Here is a 19,125-nt window from a genome sequence, read left to right on the forward strand (position 1 = left end):
GGAGTGAAGTTGTGCTCCGATCGGCCGGACGATCCGAAGTCGCGGTGTCAGACATTGTGCGTCGGATGCGTGTTGTGCTCCAGCCGCACCGGCGGTCGCCAGCCCAGGATCGCCTCGGTCATCCGCACCGCGTCGACCGTCTCAGCGATGTCGTGCATCCGCACGATCCGCGCCCCGCCCAGGATGCAGGCGGTCATCGCCGCGAGCGAGCCCGCCTGCCGCTCGCCCTGAGGCCGATCGATCGACTCGCCGATGAAGTCCTTGTTCGACACCGCGACCAGGAGCGGATACTCGAGCGAAGCCAGCTCCGGCAGCCGCCGCGTGAGCTCCAGCGAGTGCAGCGTGTTCTTGTCGAGGTCGTGACCGGGATCGATGATGATCCGCTCGCGGGGCACTCCGGCCTCCTCCGCCCTGGCGATGCGCTCGAGCAGGAACGCACGCACCTCCCCGACCACGTCGTCGAAGTGCGCCGCCGGCTTCTCCACGCGCGGCGGGCCGACGCTGTGCGTGATCACGACGTGCGCGTCGCTTCCGGCGACCACGCCGGCCATCAGAGGGTCGCCGAGCCCACTGGTGTCGTTGATCACCGCGGCACCGGCGGCGATCGCCGCCTCGGCGACGGCGGCGGAGTTCGTGTCGACCGAGATCACCACACCGGCATCCGATCCCGCGATCGCAGCGACCACCGGCACGACCCGGTCGATCTCCTCCGCCACGGACACCGCAGGGCCGCGCCCGAACGGCACGCCGCCGACGTCGACCCAGTCCGCCCCCAGCTCGGCGGCGCGCAGCGCACTGGCGACCGCGTCGTCGAGGGCGAAGTTCGCGCCGTGATCCGAGAACGAGTCGGGTGTGCGGTTCACCACCGCCATCACGGCGACCTGACGGTCGAAGTCGAAGGTGCGCCCGCCGATGCGGCGGACGGCACTCTGCACGCCGGCCGTCACCGCGCCGTCCCCACGCTGTCGCGCACGGCATCCGAGGCGTCCCAGTCATTGGCCTGCATGGCGGCGACGACCGTCCCTCCGGATACCCAGTAGGCGCGGAATGCGCCGCCGTTCGCGACATCCGTGTCGCCCTCGATGTCGACACGGTCGTACCCCTCCGGGCCGACGCTGCCGAAGTACTCCATGCCGAGGTCGTACTGGTCGGTGAAGAAGTACGGCAGGTGCGTGTACGGCTCCTCGGCGCCGAGCAGATTGCGCGCGGCGACCTTGCCCTGTTCGATCGCCGTGTCCCAGTGCTCGACGCGGATGCGACGGCCCAGCACCGGATGGTCGTGGTTTGCGACGTCACCGATCGCATAGATGTCGGGATCGTCGGTGCGCAGGGTCTCGTCGACGAGAATCCCGTTGTCGGTGGCGAGGCCCGCGGCCTCGGCCAGGGAGGTGTCGGGCGCAGCACCGACCCCGACCACGAGCACGTCCGCGGCGGCCATCTCGGCCTCGGTCACCACTGTGCCCAGCCGCAGGTCGACGCCGTGGGCGCGGTGCAGGTCGGCGAACACCTGCGCGACCTCGGGGCCGAGCACGCGCACCAGCGGCAGTTCGGCGACCTCGTAGACGGTGACGTCGGCCCCGGCGAGGCGCGCAGCGGCGGCGACCTCGAGTCCGATCCAGCCGGCGCCGACGATCACGACCTTCGCGCCGGGCGTCAGGCGCTCCTTGAGCCCGGCGCTGTCCTCCATGGTGCGCAGGTACACCGGCGCGGCGACGCGGTCGGCCACGTCGAAGTGCCGCGGCTGCGCGCCGGTGGCGATGAGCAGCCTGTCGTAGTGCACGACCTCGCCGCCCGCGGTGACGGAGTGCGCGGCGGGATCGATCGCCGTCACGCGGGTGCCGCTGCGCAGTTGCACATCGTGCTCGGCATACCAGGCGGCGTCGTGCACCAGCGCAGCATCCACGCCCTTCTTGCCGAGCAGCACGTCCTTCGACAGCGGCGGTCGCTCGTAGGGCGAATGCTGCTCGGCGGCGAACACCACCAGCTCGCCGTCGTACCCGTGCTCACGCAGTTCGGTGACCGCGGTGCCGGCGGCGAGCCCGCCGCCGATGATCACGATGGTCATCGTGCTCCCCTCTCAGTGACGAGCGCCAGGAACTCCGCGCGAGAACGCGCGTCTTCGCGCAGCACGCCCCGCAGCGCCGACGTCTTGGTCACGGCTCCTCCGGCGCGCGCACCCCTCAGGGTCATGCAGCTGTGCGACGCTTCGACCACGACGCCGACGCCGCGCGGCTGCAGGTGCAGAGTCAGCGCGTCGGCGACCTGCACGGTGAGTCGCTCCTGGGTCTGCGGACGGCGGGAGAAGTGGTCGACCATCCGCGGGATCTTCGACAGCCCGACCACCCGATCGGACGGGAGGTACGCGACGTGCGCCACGCCGCTGAACGGCAGCAGGTGGTGCTCGCAGATCGAGTGCACCGGTATGTCGCGTACAAGCACCAGCTCGTCGTAGCCGTCCGCGTTCGCGAAGGTGGTGAAGTCGAAAGGCTGCGGGCTGAGCAGTTCGGCGTACGCGGCCGCGAAGCGCGCCGGGGTGCGTGCCAGGTCGGGAGCATCCGGATCGTCCGGGTCGATGCCGAGCGCGCGCAGCAGCGCATGGGCCGCTGCCTCGGCCCCGTCCAGATCTATCACCCGGGGCAGCGCGTGGATGCGCACCCGCTCCTCGTCCGCAACGCCATCGTCCTCTTCTTCGGCGTATGCCAGCGACAACGTCATACCGACCTCCTCGTTCCTCCTCTCATTGAAGACCCGCCATCGCTCTAAAGTCAATAGTTCTGTTTTTTAGACTCTCCTCCATCTTTCGATCGAGAACGATCTCCATCGGATTCCCGATCCGCCCGCAGCTGCCCTCCGGTGTGCTGGAACGGTGCCGAGATTCCTCCGTTCCCTCCCCTCCGTCCTCACCTCGCGCCGCGGCGCGTGGATCTCCCTCATCACCGGCGTGCTGGTGCTGGTCGCCCTGATCGGCGCGTTCGGCCACGTCACGCTGGACGCCCGCAGCGGCATCGCACCGGCCGACTCGGAGTCGGCCCAGGTCACCGCGCTCGAGCAGCGATTTCCGGATGCCGATCAGCAGGCGCTCCTGGTGGTCGCGAGCCGCGACGACGGCGACGAGCTGACCGAGGCAGACCTTCAGGCGCTCGCCGCACTCGCCGATCCGATCTCGGCCGAGACCGGCGAGGACGTCGTCGGGCCGATCCCCAGTGACGACGGCGCGGCCGCCGCGCTGCAGGCGACCGTCGAGATCGGCGACGACGAGAAGGCTGTCGACGGCGTGCGCGCGGTCGTCGCGGAGCATCCGATCGACAGGGTGACGATGCAGGTCACCGGCGGTCCCGCCTTCGGTGTGGATGTCGCCGCCGCTTTCGACGGCGCCGACTTCACGCTGCTGCTCGTGACGATCCTCATCGTCGCACTGCTGCTGATCATCACATACCGGTCCCCCGTGCTGTGGCTGGTCCCGCTCGCGGTCGTTGCCTTCGCCGACCAGCTGGCGGGAAAGGTCACCGCGGCGATCGGCAACGCGATGGAACTGCAGTTCGACGCCGGCATCGTCAGCGTCCTGGTGTTCGGCGCCGGCACCAACTACGCCCTGCTGCTGGTCTCCCGCTACCGGGAGGAGCTGCAGCGCGATGACGACCACCGATCCGCGCTCGCCACCGCCTACCGGGCGACCGCGCCTGCCATCCTCGCGTCGAATGCGACCGTCGTGCTGTCGCTGCTCACGCTGGTGCTGGCCGTGATCCCCGGCACCCGCGGGCTGGGCGTCGCCTCAGCGGTCGGCCTGCTGATCGCCCTCGCGGCCGTGCTGCTGATCCTGCCGCCTGCGCTGGCGGTGTGCGGGCGCGGGCTGTTCTGGCCCTTCGTGCCCCGCCCCGGCCGGGCCACCGACCAGGGCCGTGGCTGGCGTGCCCTCGCCCGATCCGTCGTGCGCCGGCCATGGCTGCCGCTCGTCGGCGGAGTGACGCTGCTCGCGGTGATGACATCGGGGCTGCTGGGGGTCTCGGTCGGACTCAGCCAGGTGGAGAAGTTCCGGGTGCCGTCCGAGTCCGCTGCCGGACTGGAGGTGCTCGGCGAGCACTTCCCGCCGGGGTTGGCGCAGCCCATGATCGTGATCGCCGACTCCGCGGCATCCGATGCGGTGACCGCGGCGATCGGCGACGTCGACGGCGTCGCACGCGTGACCCCCGCGGGCGAGAGCACCGACGGCGAGCTCGTGAGGCTCGTCGTCACCGGCGACGCCGCACCGGGAACCGCCGAGAACCGGGCACTGATCGAGGACGTGCGGGATGCCGCCCACGGCGTGCCCGGCGCCGATGCCCTCGTCGGCGGGCAGGGTGCGGCCGAGCTGGACGCCCGCGCAGGGAACCTGCGGGACTTCCTCGTGATCGCTCCGCTGGTCCTGCTGGTCTCGCTGGTCGTCCTCGTGCTGCTGCTGCGTGCCCTGGTCGCCCCGCTCGTGCTGCTGCTGGTGAATGCGGCGACAGCGGTCGCGGCGATCGGCGCCGGCACATGGTTCAGCCGGGTGCTGTTCGGCTGGGATGCCCTCGATCTGCAGGTTCCGCTGCTGGCGTTCCTGTTCCTGGTGGCGCTCGGGGTCGACTACACGATCTTCCTGGTGCACCGCGCGCGCACGGAGGCGGCCGTCACGGGCACCCGCGAGGGGATGGTGGCTGCGCTCGCCGCGACCGGCGGCGTGATCACCAGCGCCGGTGTGGTGCTCGCCGGGGTGTTCGCCGCCCTCGGGATGCTGCCGCTCGTCACCCTCGGGCAGATCGGCCTGATCGTGGGCATCGGCGTGCTCGTGGACACCCTCGTGGTCAGGACGCTCGTCGTGCCGGCGCTGTTCTCGGTCATCGGGGACCGGATGTGGTGGCCGGGGCGGGTGCGCCGCGAGTCTCCCGCCGCCGATGACGCCGATGACGACCCGGCGGTCGCGGAGGAGGACCTCGTGCCGGTGGGCTGACCGCGCACCTCAGGCCTGGGCGCGCGTCGTGCTCAGGCCTGAGGGCCGCTGTGGCACCAGGAGACGTCAAACCCGTTCAGGGTGTTGAGCGTCTCACCCGACCGCAGATCGATCAGGTTCGTGTGGATCTTCTTCGGCAGCGGCATGAGCAGCTCGTCGTAGGGGTTGTCGGTGAGGTCGGGTGTCACCGTCACTGCGGCGTACTGACCGCTCGGCGAGGCGCAGACCTGAAGGATCGCATCGTCGTCGCCGACCTCGAAGACGGGCTTCGCCGCGCCGTCCGGGTCGACCGTGATGACCGACTGCCCGATCGGCATCCCGAGCTCATCGCGCTGGACAACATGCTGCAGAGCCCCGCCGGGGAAGGGGACGACCTCTGTGGGGAGGCCGTAGTCGGGATCGGTCGCCGGCATGGGCTGCTCCGATCCGTCGGTGAGGTTCAGCTCGACGATGTCGCCCGTCGCCCGTTCCACGATCGCGGTGAACGTGCCTCGGGTGACGCCGAGGATCTGCGCGGCGGTGCCCATCGGCTGGACTCCCGCGTCTCCGGTCGGGTCCTCGACGGAGAGTGCTCCTTCGAAATCGAGGAACAGCAGGGAGGAGGTGTCGGGCACGAACTGCCAGTCCCCGATGCTGGCGTCCTTGCCGCCGACCTGCACGATTCGAGGCTCGCCGTGACCGCTCAGCGGCTCGGTGACCAGCACGCTCTCCCTCCCCGACGTCTCGGTGAGTTCGGCGTCGGAGTAGCTGTAGCCGACGAGGTCGCCGCGATCCGAGACCTGCAGGGTCGAGACGAACCCGGTCCCCGGCAGCGTGAGTTCGCGCTGCCCCGTGCCGTCCCTGTTCATCACGAGTAGCCGGGATCCGCCGTCCTCCTCGACGGCGACGACGAGCCGCGACGAGGTGGCGCGGAAGTCGAGGATGTGCGGAGCACGGAACACCTCGACGCCGTTCTCGCCGGTGAGGTCGGTGGTGAAGATCTTGTCGTCCCCGTCACTGCGCTGCAGCAGCAGGATCTGCGAATCGGGGGTCGTGAACGCGGTCTCGAGATCGGACGAGGGTCCGCCGCCGGCCCGTTCGGCGCCGGCCACCTTCACGGAGTACTCGGTGGAGTCGTCGAGCGGGACGGTGAAGCGGATGCCGACGCTGCGACCGGCCGCGTCGATCGTGAACGGCGCTGCCGGCTCGACGGTGACCTGCGACTCGTCGATCTCGGCGAGCGGCTGGTTGGCCGTGAGGATCACCCGGCTGCCGGAGGTCTCGATGGCCTGCTGCGGATCGACCTGGACCGCGGCGACGCGCGGCCCCTGCAGCAGACTCGCCGCGGTGAGGCCTGCCCCGACGAGGAGCAGGACGCCGACAACGGCGGCGAGCACGACCCCGAACCGCCGCGTCCGGGTCGGCGCTTCCCCGGTCCCGGATCTCCCCCCGGTTCCGGTCTCACTCGTTGCGGGTTGCGGACCGGCCGCACCCGCATCCGTTGAGACCGGAGCCGAAAGGCGGTCGGCAATCGAGGAAGCCGGCACGCCGCCGACGTGCACGTCGCGCGCGACCCCAGGAGCAGCGGCACCAGAACCCGGTCCGCTCGCCGGGGTCGGCGCCTCCCCTGTTCCGGTCTCACCCGTTGCGGGTTGCGGACCACCGGCACCCGCATCCGTTGAGACCGGAGCAGGAAGACGGTCGGCAGCCGACGAGGAAACACCCGCCTCGCGGGCGGCCGCCTCGCGCATCGCGCGCAGCTGCGCACGGGTGAGCGGCTGATCACCGGCCCCGGATCCGTCAGTACTCATACGGGTCCTTCGGCTCGTCGACGCGCTTGACCGAGGTGGGCTCGATGCGCAGGGCGCCGTCGGCATCCGCCTTGACCGTGCCGGTGACCTCGATCCAGTCGCCGGTCTCGTACGAGCCGTCCTCGGCCTGGACGGGCACGGATGCCGGGCGCGCGTCGATCACGCAGTGCGTGATCACCATCCGCGTCAGTCCGAGTTCGCCCTTCTGCCCTTCGACGGGCGTCGCGAAGCCGGTCAGCGTGACCGTGGCGCCGTCGTAGTTCTCCGGCCGGGTGGCGTTGGCGAACACGTTCGCCCAGTCGCCGACCCCGAACGTCGTGGTGTCCGCGACGCCGAGATCGACGTCGTCCGCGCCGGCGAAGAGCACGGTGCTCTCCCCCGCGCGCTGCATCGCGATCTCCGCGGACAGCGACGCCGGTGGCAGGAACAGCCCGGCCAGGACGACGACGGATGCGAGGACGCCCGCGATCCAGGTGCCGGCGCCGGCCAGCAGTCGTCGCGCCGATCCGGCATCCGGATGCTCGTGGTCATGACCATGGTCATGACCGTGGTCGCTCTCCGCTCCCAGCGGGAGGAAGCAGGTCCAGACCGCACCGATCAGCAGCAGTACCGCGGCAGCCGCGGCGAACCACACCGTGTCGGGGCTGATGTACAGCGTGAGGCGCCCGGTGAGCGCGAGGCCCAGCGTGACGACGGCGATCACCGCGGCGAGGCCGACGCCGAGCCAGCGCGAGCCCAGCGCCCGCCGACGAGCGGAGCGATCGAGATCAGACAAGGACGTTCACCGCCATCCCGATGGTGAAGGCCGACAGCAGCACTACGGCGACGATGACGCCGAGCACCCGCCAGCGGAATGTCGTGCGCAACAGGGCCAGCATCTTCACGTCGACCAGCGGACCGACCAGCAGGAACGCCACGATCGCACCCGGTGAGAAGGTGGATGCGAACGACAGCGCGAAGAACGCGTCGACGTTCGAGCAGATCGCGACCGTCATCGCCAGCGCCATCATCGCCACGATCGACAGCGCAGGGTTGGAGCCGACGGCCACAAGCACCTCACGCGGGACGAGCACCTGCACGGCGCCGGCGATCGCCGAACCGATGACCAGCGCCGGCATGACCGCACGCAGCTCGACCAGGAACTGCGCGAGGCTGCGGCGCACGGGGCTGCCCGGCTCGTGCTCGATGAGGTCGCAGGTGGCGATGAACCGCTCGGTGAGCAGGCCGTCCTGATCGGCGTGCAGGCTGTAGATCCAGCCGATGAGGTTGGCGATGAGGAAGCCGCCGACCAGACGGGCGACGAGGATGCCGGCGTCCCAGCCGAACGCCGCGTGCGTGGTCAGGATGACGATCGGGTTGACGATCGGCGCGGCGATGAGGAAGGTCAGCGCCTCGGCGGGCGCCAGGCCGCGCATCATCAGGCCGCGCGCGAACGGCACGTTGCCGCACTCGCACACCGGCACCACCATTCCCAGCAGCGATAGCACGGCGCGGCGGGCCCAGGCGTTGCGCGGCAGCCAGCGCTGCAGTGCGTCCGACGGCAGCCACACCTGCACGACGATCGACAGCACGACGCCGATGAACACCCACGGCAGCGCCTCGATCAGCACGCTGAGCGTGAGGGTCAGCCCGTCCTGGATCCGAGTCGGCAGAGCGTCGGCGAACAGCGCCGGCGCGAAACGGTCGATCAGCAGCAGGATCGCGAGGATGCCCACGCCGACGCCGACGCCGATCCACGGGGAGGGGCGCCGGGTGTCGTGCTTGTGCGCGAGGGCGACGCTTCCTGGCATGAGAATCATTCTCGCGCGTCCGACCTTCCGGATTGCTGAATCGGGAAGGATCGCCGGGTCAGGCGGCGCGGGCCCGGTTCAGCGCTGTGCGCATCGCGCGCGGGCTGGAGAACCCGGTGCGCTCGGCGACGTCGCGATCGGCGAGCACCCCCTCCTCCAGGAGCAGTGCCGCCTTGCGCGCCCGCACTTCGGCGAGCTGGCGCATCGGAGTCGTGCCCGCCGCCTCGAAGATGCGGAACAGCTGCGCACGCGAGACCCGTAGCAGCTCCGCCATCCTCTCCACGTTCAGGGTCGGGTCGTCGACATGCTCCGCCAGCACGTTCTGCGCGGAGTCGATGTCGCGCACCGCCGGGCGGTGTCCGAACCGCTGCGAAGCCGCGAGCTGGTGCACGTTCTCCAGCAGGTTGTGTGCCGCTTCGACGACGAAGGCGGCACGTCCGAGCTCCAGCTGCCGCGATGCGTTCAGCAGCGCCGTCATGAACGACATCGTGAGCTGACGCAGGTCGTCCGGTGCCTGGACGACGACCGGCGCCCCGGCGGTGACGGTCTCGCGGAACCCGCTCGGGATCGTCGCGTGCATCAGCGAGTACGGCGCATCCGCCCGCAGCCGGCACGCGACCCCGGCATCCACGATCAGCGCCTGCCCCGGCGCGAGCAGCGAGCCGAGCGGATCGACCCGCACGCCGCCCGAGATCATGAACACGATGGTCACCGCATCCTCGTCCTGCGGAACCAGGGCGAGGTGCCGTGCGGTCGTGCGAAAGCGTCCGACCGTCAGCCGCGACGTCGTCAGCCGATCACCCGCGACGCGCGCGGCCACGTCGTCGGTTCGCCACCCCCAGCCGTCCAGGCGTCGGATCGCCGGAACGCCGTGCAGCGTCGTCTCCTTCTCCAGAGTCAGCATGATGCCCCCAACTGCTGATCCGGCCCCACGACGAGGTGAGGCCTGTGCCGATGGCCGGGGCCCTCGGGTGACGGGGACTGTGTCCTCGCCGAGCTCCGACCGTCATCTCCGGGTGCCGAGAGCGGCGCGCCGCAGACATACGTACGTATACGTACACGTCTCAGGGACCAGCGGTCTCGACACCGTGCTGCTCGGCGAGCTCCGCGGTCAGTTCGCGCCGGCTCACGAGACCGAGCTTGCGCAGGATGCGGCCGACATGCGTGGTCACGGTGCGCCGGGAGCGGCCCAGCCGCTCCGCGATCTCGCGATCGCTGAGCCCGGCCACGATCTGCGCGGCGACCTCGCGCTCACGAGGGGTGAGGATCGAATCGGATGCCGCATCCCTTCGCTCCCGGTCGAAGCGGTGCTTCGCCAGCCGCAGGATGCCGCGGCGCGCCGCGGCAGGGATGTCGGCTGCGGCGTGACCGGCCAGGCGTATCGCCAGCACTTTCGCGTCCTGAAGGAGTTCCTCCTGGAACATCCGGCGCACCAGAGCCAGGAGCGCTCCGACGTCGCGTGCAGCGACGGCCCTCGCCAGCGCCGCGAACAGCTCGGGAACACCCTCGAGCGGGTCCGGCCCGGCGAGCTGATCGGCGATCCACACCCACAGTTCCGACTGGGGGCTCGCGTTGATCTCGTCAGCCAGCCGGTAGGTGCCGAGCAGCTCCAGCAGCCGGAAGTCCAGTGTTCGACCGCCTTCCCTCGCCGCCGAGTAGCCCGCGATGCCCTCGTCGTGGAGCGGCTCCGGCCGCAACTGTGTCGCCGCGATACCGCGCAGGTGCGCGTTCGCCGCGCTGATGATCTCCGAAGACGACTCGAGATCGTAGGCGGCCTCGAGCATCTCGCGCGCCCGCTCGCGGTCACCCAGCATGGAGCTCGCGATCGACACGATGGATGCCGCCATGGGCGCGAGCACCGGGTCGTCGATCTCGCCGTGCTCGTCGAGCAGGGGCTCGGCGATCAGCCGGGCGGCGGCCACGTCGCCGCGGTACACGGCCTGGGCGGCCCAGAGCAGACCACCCAGCCGCGACGGGGATCCCAGAACGGCGCTGGCCGCCAGCGCCCGGCCGGCGGCGGCGAAGTCCGGAGTGAGGATGCCGCCCGCCGCGCGCAGGAACAGGGCCATCGCGGCGTCGATCGCACAGCCCTCGTGCAGTTGCGCCGCCTGCTCGACGAGCGCCGTCGCGCTGATCGGCCTGCCGTCCTTCCACGCCCGCATGGCGAGCACCCGCGCCGCCCTGGCCCGGGTGAGTGCCGCGCCCCCGGGGGCATCCACCATCGTCACGAGCTCCGCCCACGGAGCATCCGCTGACGGCCGCACCAGCGCGAGGCATCCGCGCAGCATCCGCGCGCTGTCCGGGGCATGTTCAGCCGCCCACGCGATCACCGCGGCGAGCGCGTCGTCGTAGACGTCGCTGCTGCTGTCGCGGAAGAGCCCGAGCACGAGAGCCAGCCCCACTGTCTCCACTGTCGCGGCCGCCGGGTAGCCGCCGAGCACGTCGTGGGCGATGGCCGCCGCCGCGTCGTCCTCGTCGAGCACGGCGTGCGCATATGCGAGATCCGCGTGCACGGACGGATGCAGTGGATGCTCGGTCCGCCCTGCGAGGTTCACCGCCCGCCGATGCCGGCCGCTGCGGATGAGGAACCCGATCACCTTCTCCTCGAGGTGTACGGGCAGCGGCAGCTGCACCGACCAAGCCCACATCATGAGCTCCGCCGCATCGGAGCCGGGCATCGACTCCAGCACCGAGCCCTCGCCCAGCGCCTCGACGATCCTGGCGACCAGCAGCCGCCTCGACGATGCGCCGAGCCTTCCCGCGACATCCCAGCGGAGCGCCGGCGACGTGAGACGCACCCAGCCGTCGACCGTGACGGCGAGGCCGGCCGTCTCGAGCGCCGCGGTCTCGGAGAGCAGCCCGAGTCGCTCGACGGCGAGCAGGGGCAGCGAACCGGTGACGGCGAGCGCCTCTGCGGCGGGATCACCCGAGAGCCGTTCGATCGACCACGGCGGAAGCACACCAGCGGCGGGGTTGTCGAAGCGCAGGCGCACCGCGCCGCGATCGATCACCAGTCCGTCGTTCGCGGCGGCCAGGTCGAGCAGCCAGCACAGCGCCCGGAAGGAGCCGCCCGACGCGTCCTCGAGCGCGAGGACGTCCTCCTCCACAGGAGCGGCACCGATCAGCCGCTCCACCTGCGCCCGCAGCATCGCTCCGCTCATCCGCGGCAGTGCGACGCGCACCGCGCCGCGGAATTCCGCGAGGACGGCGTCGGCGATCGCGGCATCCGCCTCGATCAGGATGAGCCGGATGCCGCGCTCCCTGCCGGCCAGAGCGTTCAGGATCCGCAGGCTGCGCGCATCGGCCTGTCCGGCACCGCGCACGACGATCGTCGCCGCTGTCAGGGCACCGGCGATGTCGCGCGCGAGGGATGCCGTGGTCCTCTCGGTCGCGGAATCGGCGTCGGACAGACCGAGCTCCTCGACCAGCCAGCCGCTCGGCGCCCTGCCTCGGTGCGGAACCTCGGCGTCGAGCACGGCGACGCCTTCGCTGCGCTGCTCGATGAGAGCGCGGGCGAGTTCGTCCTCACCGGCGCCACGTTCGCCGGTGAGGATGACGACTCCGGCGCGCGCCCAGCGCCTGGTCAGACTCTCCACCTCGGGCGGTTCGAGGGGCGGAACCCGCTCCAACGATGGCGATGGCATCTCTGCTGTCTCTCCCGACCGATCCGATCGGACGACGACACAGTCATCCGATCTTGACGATTGAGGGGCATACAGCAGAATAGCCGCACTGCGGCGCAGGACGACCCCGGCGCTCAGCAGACGACGGTGTACGAGATGATCACGTGGCCGGGATGGCGCACTCCATCCGTCGAGCCATTGGCGCCCAGGGCGATGACGCCGCCGGAGACTGCGGATGAGATGTAGCTGGAGCCGCCGCCACCCCCGCCGGAGAACGCGTACTGGTACTGCGGCGAGAAATCGTAGACGCGCGCGACGGATGTTCCGCTCGCGCCCCCGGCGTATCCTCCGCCGCCACCCCCGGATCCGGTCTGCAGCGGGCCCGCACCGGTCAGGGTGAACTTCGCGCTCTTCACTCCGTTCCCGCCCTTACCACCGCTGTCCGGCCCGGTTCCGCTGGGAGCCGTACCCGCGATGCCGATGTCGCGCTTCCAGCCGTTGTCCCCGTTGCCCGCGCTTCCGTTGCTCCCGCGCGGCTGCCCCGGGGTTGCGCCGCTCGCGCCGCCGCCGCCTTGCGCGATCTCCGGGGTCGGTATCTGCTGCCGGCTGATCCGGCCATCGACACCGTTCTGGCCGGCCGCGCCTCCGGTGCCGCCCGTGATCGTCCAGCCCGTCGCGGGACGGGCCTGCACACAGCCGACTCCACCTCCGCCGCCCGCGACGACCGCGGGAACTCCGTTCACAAGGATCGCCGACCCGCCACCGCCGCTGCCGCCAGTCAGGCCCGTGGCCTCGGTGATCGGGGTCCAGCCACCGTAGCCGTAGCCTTCGCCACCTGCCATCGATCCCTGGTCGAGCGCCGAAGGCCCGATGCCGCCGTTGCCGGCGATGAGCGTGAGGGTGGCGCCCGGGGTCACGGCGAGTTCTCCCGTGACCAGACCGCCAGCGCCGCCACCGGCGCCGGCGCTGGCCTTGGCGTAGGAACCGCATCCCCCGCCCCCGCCGAGCACCTCGAAGGTGATCGAGGTGACGCCGTCGGGCACTGTGAGGAGCTCGACCGTTCGCGGACCGGACGTGAAGCTCGTCGTGTTCACGGCGGGCACCAGGACCTTCTTCTCGACGACCCCCGGGACGCACGACGCCGCCACCCTCGGCACCGCCGTGGCCACCGCGATGACCGGCACCGACCATGCCGCTGCGCGCACCAGGCTGCGTCTTGTGGTCGCGCCCGCCAGCGCGCCCTTCTCGTTCTCGTTCTCGTTCAGCATCGCGAGATCCCCTTGTCCACCGTCCCAGGTCCCCCGCAACTGCGGGAGCAGTACCGTGCGACGGTAGGAGAGGCGCGCCGCCCTCGAACGACGAGGTCGGTGAATCGGAGACTCACAGCACCAGGATCGAGACTCCCGCGAACGATGTGGGAACGGCGGAACCCTCGCGGACCCCAGAGAAGGTGAGGATGGCGAGGGTTCCGCCCGCTCCCGACCCTGGGAGGGGAACGGGAGCGAAGGACAGCGTCCTGTTGGGGAGGCAGGCGCGCTGTCCTCATCGCCGGGCCGGACGGCCCCCCTCCGGTTGCCGGCGACGAGCAGACCAACACTAGTTCGGACTGTGCGTCCGAGTACGGCACGGAGACTTCGACCCCGCATCGGAGACTTTGCCGTGGCGCCCCCTGTCACACTTCGCCCGCGCCATCCGACACCTTCAGTGAGAGCCGCAACGAACGGCTCCGGAAGGAACGACGATGACCAGGATCGACATGTCCAGGACCAACAAGCTCGGCTACGCGGCCGTGATCGGGATGGAGGCGTACTCGCGCAAGGCGGTCGAACCGCGGCTGTACGAGCTGATCAAGCTGCGCGCCTCGCTGCTGAACGGATGCGGGTTCTGCGTCGACATGCACGCGACCGACGGCGCCAAGCGCGGCATCCCGCAGCGCACGCTGCACGCGGTCGGCGCCTGGCAGCACGCCAAAGGCTTCTTCTCGGAGGCCGAGCTGGCCGCGCTCGCGCTGACCGACGCGATCACGAAGCTCGGGCCCGACACGGTCACCGATGAGATCTGGGGTGCCGCTGCGGAGCACTTCGACGAGGGCGAACTGGGCGGCATCGTCATGGCCATCAGCACCATCAACGTCTGGAACCGCATCGCGATCGCGACCGAGATGGCGCCGCCGATCGACGACAAGCACCCGGTCGTCTAGGGCTACGTTGGAGGTCATGACCCTCACCGCAACCCCCGCGACCCGCGCCTGGGAAGCGGAGCGGGGGCGGCTGATCGGCATCGCCTATCGGATGCTGGGCGACTTCGGCCTCGCCGAGGATGTCGTCTCCGATGTGGCCATCGAGGCGCTGAACGAGGAGCGCACCGGCTCCGGCCGGGTGCGCTCCTGGCCGGCCTGGCTGACCACGGTGTGCGTCCGCCGCACGATCGATCGCGTGCGTTCGCTCGCCGCATCCCGCGAGGAGTACACCGGGCACTGGCTTCCGGAGCCCGTCGCGACCGCGCGTCTGCCCGAGGACGCGGTCGCCGACCGCGAGCTGCTGTCGCTCGCGCTGCTGCACCTGGCCGAACAGCTGTCGCCCGACGCCCGCGCGGCCGTCGTGCTGCACAGGGCGTTCGGGATGTCCGCGGTCGAGATCGGCGAGATCCTCGAGACCTCGCCCGCCGCCGTGCGGCAGCTGATCTCCCGCGGGGAGCGCCGGCTGCGGATCTCGGCGGATGCCGCGAAGGCGCCGCCGGCCGATCCCGCCGCGCTCGCATCGCTGGTGAGCGCGATCGAAGGAGGGGACATCACCGCAGTGCTCGACCTGCTCGCGGATGATGCGATCCTGTGGAGCGACGGCGGCGGCCGCGTGCGCGCCGCCCTGAACCCGATCTTCGGAGCGGAGAAGGTGCGGCGCTTCTTCGTCGGCGTCGCCGAGAAGGCAGCGGCGCACGATCCCGCGCATCCGTTCACGGTGGGGCTGCTCGACGCCAACGGCGAGCCGGCGATCGCACTCACCCACTCGGGCCGCACCGACCTGCTGACGCTCGAATTCGATGCCGGCGGCCGCATCTGCGGCATCCGCCAGGTGTCCAACCCCGACAAGCTGCGCTTCGTGCTCTGAAGCGCAGCGCCGCTCACTGCAGGAACGCCACCGCGGCGTGGTGCGGCAGCCCATCACCCAGGTCGAGGGTGAGCAGCCCGCACGCGCCCGCCCAGGCCCGCGGGCTCGACCACACCACCAGGTACCGGCCGCCGCCGAGGTCGCGGAGCCCGCTCGACACGAGCGCTCCCGTGGGCACCGCACCGGAATCGGCCGCGAAGGCACACGGCATCGGGGCGACGCGGACCGTGACGCGCGCCGCATCGAGGTGCTCGGCCGGCGTGCCCGCGCTGTCTGTCGTCGCGCGGAATGTGAACGCCGTGGAGGAACCGGCCCGCACGGGATGCCGCACCCCGCGCCGGGATGGGTCGTCGGCCTGGCGGAACCAGGCCCCTGCGAAGCCGTATCCCACCGAGTAGGTCGTCGCGGCCGAGGCCGAGTTGCCTGCGACATCCACCGCCGAGCAGACGACCGTGTGCTGCCCGGTCGAAGAGGTGTCGAGCGGCGCTCCCCCGTTGCAGACCGCCGCCGCGACGCCCGATGTCTCGTCGGAGGCACCGGGGTGCGCGCCCGCCGGGGCGCCGAGCTCGGCGGTGCCGGAGACGGTCGGCTGCAGAGTCGGCGGCGTCGTGTCGAGTCTGTACGTGTAGGTGAAGGTCTCGGAGGCGTTGCCCGAACGGTCGCGGCAGAGTCCCACCACGGTCGATCTCACTGTGTCGGCGCCCGCCATCGGCGCCGTCGTGCACGACTCGATCCCCGAGTCCCTGTCGCGCCCCGACCACACGACGGTGCCCGCGGCGCGGAACCATCCCTCCGCATTGGACGGCGAGCCGACCACGTGCGCACCGGTCACCCGCGGTGTCGTCGAATCGACGTGCAGCGGTTCCCCCTCGGCCCGCAGCTCGACCGCGCGCACGCCGTCGCAGGTGCGTCGCCAGAGCTCCCAGGAGCAGTACCGCACCGTCGCACGCACCGTGCAGGACAGCATGTCGGTGTCGGCTGCGTCGACGGTCACCGTCACGCCTTCGCCGTCCCAGGCACCAGACACCGGGTCGGGTGTGAAGCACACCGCTCGGGTGTAGTCCACGCCGTCGACGTCGCCCTCGGCGATTCCCTCCGTCGCGGGTGCCGTGTCGAAGAGCACGCGCGCTGTGACAGGACCCGGCCGCCAGTCGATCTGCTCCGCCGAGGCCGGCGCGCACAGCAGTCCCGCGGTGACGGCAACCGCGACCAGCGCCGCGCCGATCCCTCCCCAGCCCCGTGCCATGCTCCGCCCCCGAGAAGTCCCTCCGACAGCCCCTACTGCCGCCCCTCTGCGAACGCTAATCTCGTAGCCAGATGTGGCGCATCGGGCAGATGACCCATCTCCGGTGGGGAGCCGGATTCGTCGGCAGCGCGTTGCGCTGCCGCCACACCTTCGAGGGCGAGGACGCCATGGGGCTCGTGGGACGGGAACGCAAGGTCGCGCTGCTGCGCGCACTCCTGGTGTCGTCGCGGCGCCTCGTCGCCGTGACCGGGCCCGCCGGCGTGGGCAAGAGCGCACTGCTGCGCGCGATCGTCACGGCACCCCCGGACGACTCCGAGATCTGGACCGTCGACCTCGGCGGGGTGCCCGCCTCTGCCGAGGTGTGGGTGGAGGTCGCCGCACGACTCGGGCTGGGCGCCCGCGCCGGTGAGTCCCGAGCGCGGATCGCGGAGCGGATCGGCGCATCCGCCGTGACGCTCCTCCTGGACCACCTCGACTCGCTGACCGTGGCACCCGCCGAGTTGCGGGCGCTGCTGGACGCCTGCCCGCGGCTGCGCATCGTGATCACCGTTCGTGGGACCTTCGAGAGCGCGGATGCGGAAGTGCCGGTGCGCCCGCTCGGGATCCCCGAGGAGCGGATGCCGATCGACCGGGCCCTCGGGTGCGCGAGCATCGCGCTCTTCGTGGACGCTGCGGCACGCAGCGACGCGGGCTTCGCCCTCGATGGGGAGAACCTCGACAGCGTCATCCGGATCTGCCGGCTGGTGGGCGGTCTTCCGCTGGCGCTGCAGCTGGCCGCGGCCCGCATCCGCGTGTTCTCCTCGGAGCGGGTGGCGAACGACCTCGCCGACGGCGGCCCGGCTCTCGAACTGCTCCGCACCACGAGGGACGGGCGGGAAGTCGGGGTCGGACATGCCCTCGCCGCGACGGTCGGCGCGCTCTCCGAAGACGACCGGAGGATGCTGCGCAGCCTCGCGCACTTCGAGCGCGCGTTCTCGTTCGCCGGCGTCGTGGACGTGAGCGGGCAGGCTCCCGGGGACGCGGCCGACGCGCTGGAGCGGCTGCTCGACCTGCGGCTGCTCGACAGCGCACCCCCGCTCTTCGGCGAGCCGGTGTTCATGATGCTGCCGATCCTGCGCAGTGTGCTGCGCGAACTGCCCGGTGACCCGCCTACGGAGGACGCCTACCGCCGTCGCCTGGCACGGGTCGTCCGCGAGGCGGCCGATGCCCATGCGCAGGCGGAGCCGCCGTCACACAGGGCGTTCGCGCACGTGCTGCACCAGGACCTGCTGCACGAGGGTGACCTGCTGCTCGAGCGGCACGATCCGCGCGCTCACAGCTGGGTGCTGGACTGTGCGGCCGCGCTGGAGGGCACCGCTGAGGTGACGCGGATCTCCGGCCAGCTCGAGCATCTGATCGCCACCGCCGACCTCGACTCGCTCCCCCTCACCCAGCAGGCGCAGACGTGGATCTGGTCGGCGTACGGCCTCGCGATGTCCGCGGACGGTGCGGCGCTGGCCGACCTCGTGGACGAGCGATGGCGGCGCGGGTTCCGGCTGATCGATGCCGAGCGGACCCCGCTGCTGGCGCTGCAAGCGCTGATGGTCGCCGTGATCATGGGCATCACCACCGGCGACATGCCCGCCACCGTGCGGGCCGCCCGAACCGGCAGCCGCCTCGCCAGAGAGCACGCCTGCGCCACCTGGGGGGCACGGTTCGACGTGTGGGTGGCCGCGGGCATCCACGCCGACGGGGATGCGCCGGGCGCGGTGCGCCTGGCCATGGACGCGCTCCGGCACGCGCAGCGAGTCGGCGATCCGTATTCGATCCTCACCGCGACCATCCTGCTGCGCACCGTCCCGCCGGACACCGTTCCGGCGGATGCCGCTGTGCCGACGCTCGCCGACGCGCTGCGCCTGGCCCGCGACGAACGCGACGCGGTCATGGAGTGGTTCATCCTCGCGGTCATGACCAGAGCGGAGCTCGCGGCGGAGCTTCCGGCGCGGGCCGCCCGCCGATGCGCCGAACGGTTGTCCATCGGAAGGGCCTGGTGGGGGTCCTACCTGTCTGCGATCTCGCTCGTGCACACGGTGTTCATCGCGGTCGCGATGGAGGACTGGGCGTTCGCGGCGCGGATGCTCGGCGCGATCGAGGCCGACCGCGAGCGAGTGCTGCGGTCGATGGCCCCGGCATCCGCACTCGAACTCGCACAGGTGCGAGCGCTTCTCACCGCGCGGCTGGGCGAGTCCGGGTTCGCGGCCGTCGCCGCGGAGGGCGGCATCCTCTCAGCCGTGGACGCCACAGCCCAGGCGCTGCGGTGGCTCCGGGAGCACTCCGAGGAGTCGCCGACGGCTCCCGGGTCGGGCGACGGGCTCACGGCGAGGGAGCGCGAGGTGCTCGTCCTGCTCGCCGAGGGGCTGAGCAACAAGCAGATCGCGGAGCGGCTGTTCATCACGCCGAAGACGACGATGCACCACTCCAGCGCGATCTACCGGAAGCTCGATGTGCGCAGCCGTGCGGAAGCGACCGCCTTCGCGCACCGGCACGGGCTGGTCGAGACGCGGGCGGAGTGACCCTTGATCAGGATTCGAGAAGCCGCCGCCGCACTGTTCCCGAAACGTGCT

The 19,125-nt window shown here is 71.2% G+C and carries 14 protein-coding genes; 4 read left to right on the top strand and 10 right to left on the bottom strand.

Features of this window, described 5'->3' with window-relative positions; genetic code table 11:
- Positions 1-47 precede the first annotated feature (47 nt).
- The 3 genes from folP to folE all read right to left on the bottom strand — a co-directional run bounded on the left by folP (position 48) and on the right by folE (position 2,715).
- Positions 48-872 (bottom strand): dihydropteroate synthase, encoded by an 825-nt coding sequence (gene folP, locus DY023_RS12060; RefSeq protein ID WP_116242649.1) that lies wholly within the window; start codon positions 870-872, stop codon positions 48-50.
- Between the two features lie 71 nt (positions 873-943).
- The gene (locus DY023_RS12065; protein ID WP_116242582.1) at positions 944-2,065 is read right to left on the bottom strand and encodes an NAD(P)/FAD-dependent oxidoreductase; all 1,122 of its coding nucleotides are present in this window, start codon (positions 2,063-2,065) and stop codon (positions 944-946) included.
- Positions 2,062-2,715, bottom strand: a complete 654-nt coding sequence (gene folE, locus DY023_RS12070; protein WP_116242583.1) for a GTP cyclohydrolase I FolE — start codon at positions 2,713-2,715, stop codon at positions 2,062-2,064. Before folE ends, DY023_RS12065 begins: the two co-directional genes overlap by 4 nt.
- Before the next feature lie 151 nt (positions 2,716-2,866).
- Here folE and DY023_RS12075 point away from each other — a divergent pair, with 151 nt between their 5' ends.
- Complete coding sequence (locus DY023_RS12075) at positions 2,867-4,966, top strand: MMPL family transporter (RefSeq protein WP_116242584.1); 2,100 nt, start codon at positions 2,867-2,869, stop codon at positions 4,964-4,966.
- 32 nt (positions 4,967-4,998) lie between these two features.
- Here DY023_RS12075 and DY023_RS12080 read toward each other — a convergent pair whose 3' ends face one another.
- The 6 genes from DY023_RS12080 to DY023_RS12105 all read right to left on the bottom strand — a co-directional run bounded on the left by DY023_RS12080 (position 4,999) and on the right by DY023_RS12105 (position 13,437).
- A complete protein-coding gene (locus tag DY023_RS12080) occupies positions 4,999-6,342 on the bottom strand; it encodes a hypothetical protein (protein WP_116242585.1) in 1,344 nt (447 codons plus the stop codon).
- 403 nt (positions 6,343-6,745) lie between these two features.
- On the bottom strand, positions 6,746-7,531 hold the full coding sequence (locus tag DY023_RS12085; protein ID WP_245958679.1) for a TIGR03943 family putative permease subunit: 786 nt from the start codon (positions 7,529-7,531) through the stop codon (positions 6,746-6,748).
- Positions 7,524-8,546: a permease gene (locus DY023_RS12090; RefSeq protein WP_116242586.1), complete on the bottom strand. Its 1,023-nt coding sequence runs from the start codon at positions 8,544-8,546 to the stop codon at positions 7,524-7,526. The genes DY023_RS12085 and DY023_RS12090 overlap by 8 nt, the downstream gene beginning before the upstream one ends.
- Positions 8,547-8,604: 58 nt before the next feature.
- On the bottom strand, positions 8,605-9,450 hold the full coding sequence (locus DY023_RS12095; protein ID WP_116242587.1) for a helix-turn-helix transcriptional regulator: 846 nt from the start codon (positions 9,448-9,450) through the stop codon (positions 8,605-8,607).
- A 160-nt stretch (positions 9,451-9,610) separates the two neighbouring features.
- Positions 9,611-12,190: a helix-turn-helix transcriptional regulator gene (locus tag DY023_RS18145; RefSeq protein WP_220347305.1), complete on the bottom strand. Its 2,580-nt coding sequence runs from the start codon at positions 12,188-12,190 to the stop codon at positions 9,611-9,613.
- A gap of 113 nt (positions 12,191-12,303) precedes the next feature.
- Positions 12,304-13,437: a glycine-rich domain-containing protein gene (locus DY023_RS12105; protein WP_116242588.1), complete on the bottom strand. Its 1,134-nt coding sequence runs from the start codon at positions 13,435-13,437 to the stop codon at positions 12,304-12,306.
- A 473-nt stretch (positions 13,438-13,910) separates the two neighbouring features.
- On the opposite strand from DY023_RS12105, the gene DY023_RS12110 reads away from it, so the two are divergent.
- Both DY023_RS12110 and DY023_RS12115 read left to right on the top strand, forming a co-directional pair.
- On the top strand, positions 13,911-14,369 hold the full coding sequence (locus DY023_RS12110) for a carboxymuconolactone decarboxylase family protein (protein ID WP_116242589.1): 459 nt from the start codon (positions 13,911-13,913) through the stop codon (positions 14,367-14,369).
- Positions 14,370-14,385: 16 nt separating this feature from the next.
- Complete coding sequence (locus tag DY023_RS12115; protein WP_116242590.1) at positions 14,386-15,276, top strand: sigma-70 family RNA polymerase sigma factor; 891 nt, start codon at positions 14,386-14,388, stop codon at positions 15,274-15,276.
- Between the two features lie 13 nt (positions 15,277-15,289).
- Here DY023_RS12115 and DY023_RS12120 read toward each other — a convergent pair whose 3' ends face one another.
- On the bottom strand, positions 15,290-16,522 hold the full coding sequence (locus tag DY023_RS12120; protein WP_116242591.1) for a PxKF domain-containing protein: 1,233 nt from the start codon (positions 16,520-16,522) through the stop codon (positions 15,290-15,292).
- Positions 16,523-16,611: 89 nt separating this feature from the next.
- On the opposite strand from DY023_RS12120, the gene DY023_RS12125 reads away from it, so the two are divergent.
- Positions 16,612-19,074, top strand: a complete 2,463-nt coding sequence (locus tag DY023_RS12125; RefSeq protein WP_181905835.1) for a LuxR C-terminal-related transcriptional regulator — start codon at positions 16,612-16,614, stop codon at positions 19,072-19,074.
- Positions 19,075-19,125 lie beyond the last annotated feature (51 nt).

Origin of the sequence: Microbacterium bovistercoris, assembly GCF_003387575.1 — a bacterium.
Classification (GTDB): Bacteria; Actinomycetota; Actinomycetes; order Actinomycetales; family Microbacteriaceae; genus Microbacterium; species Microbacterium bovistercoris.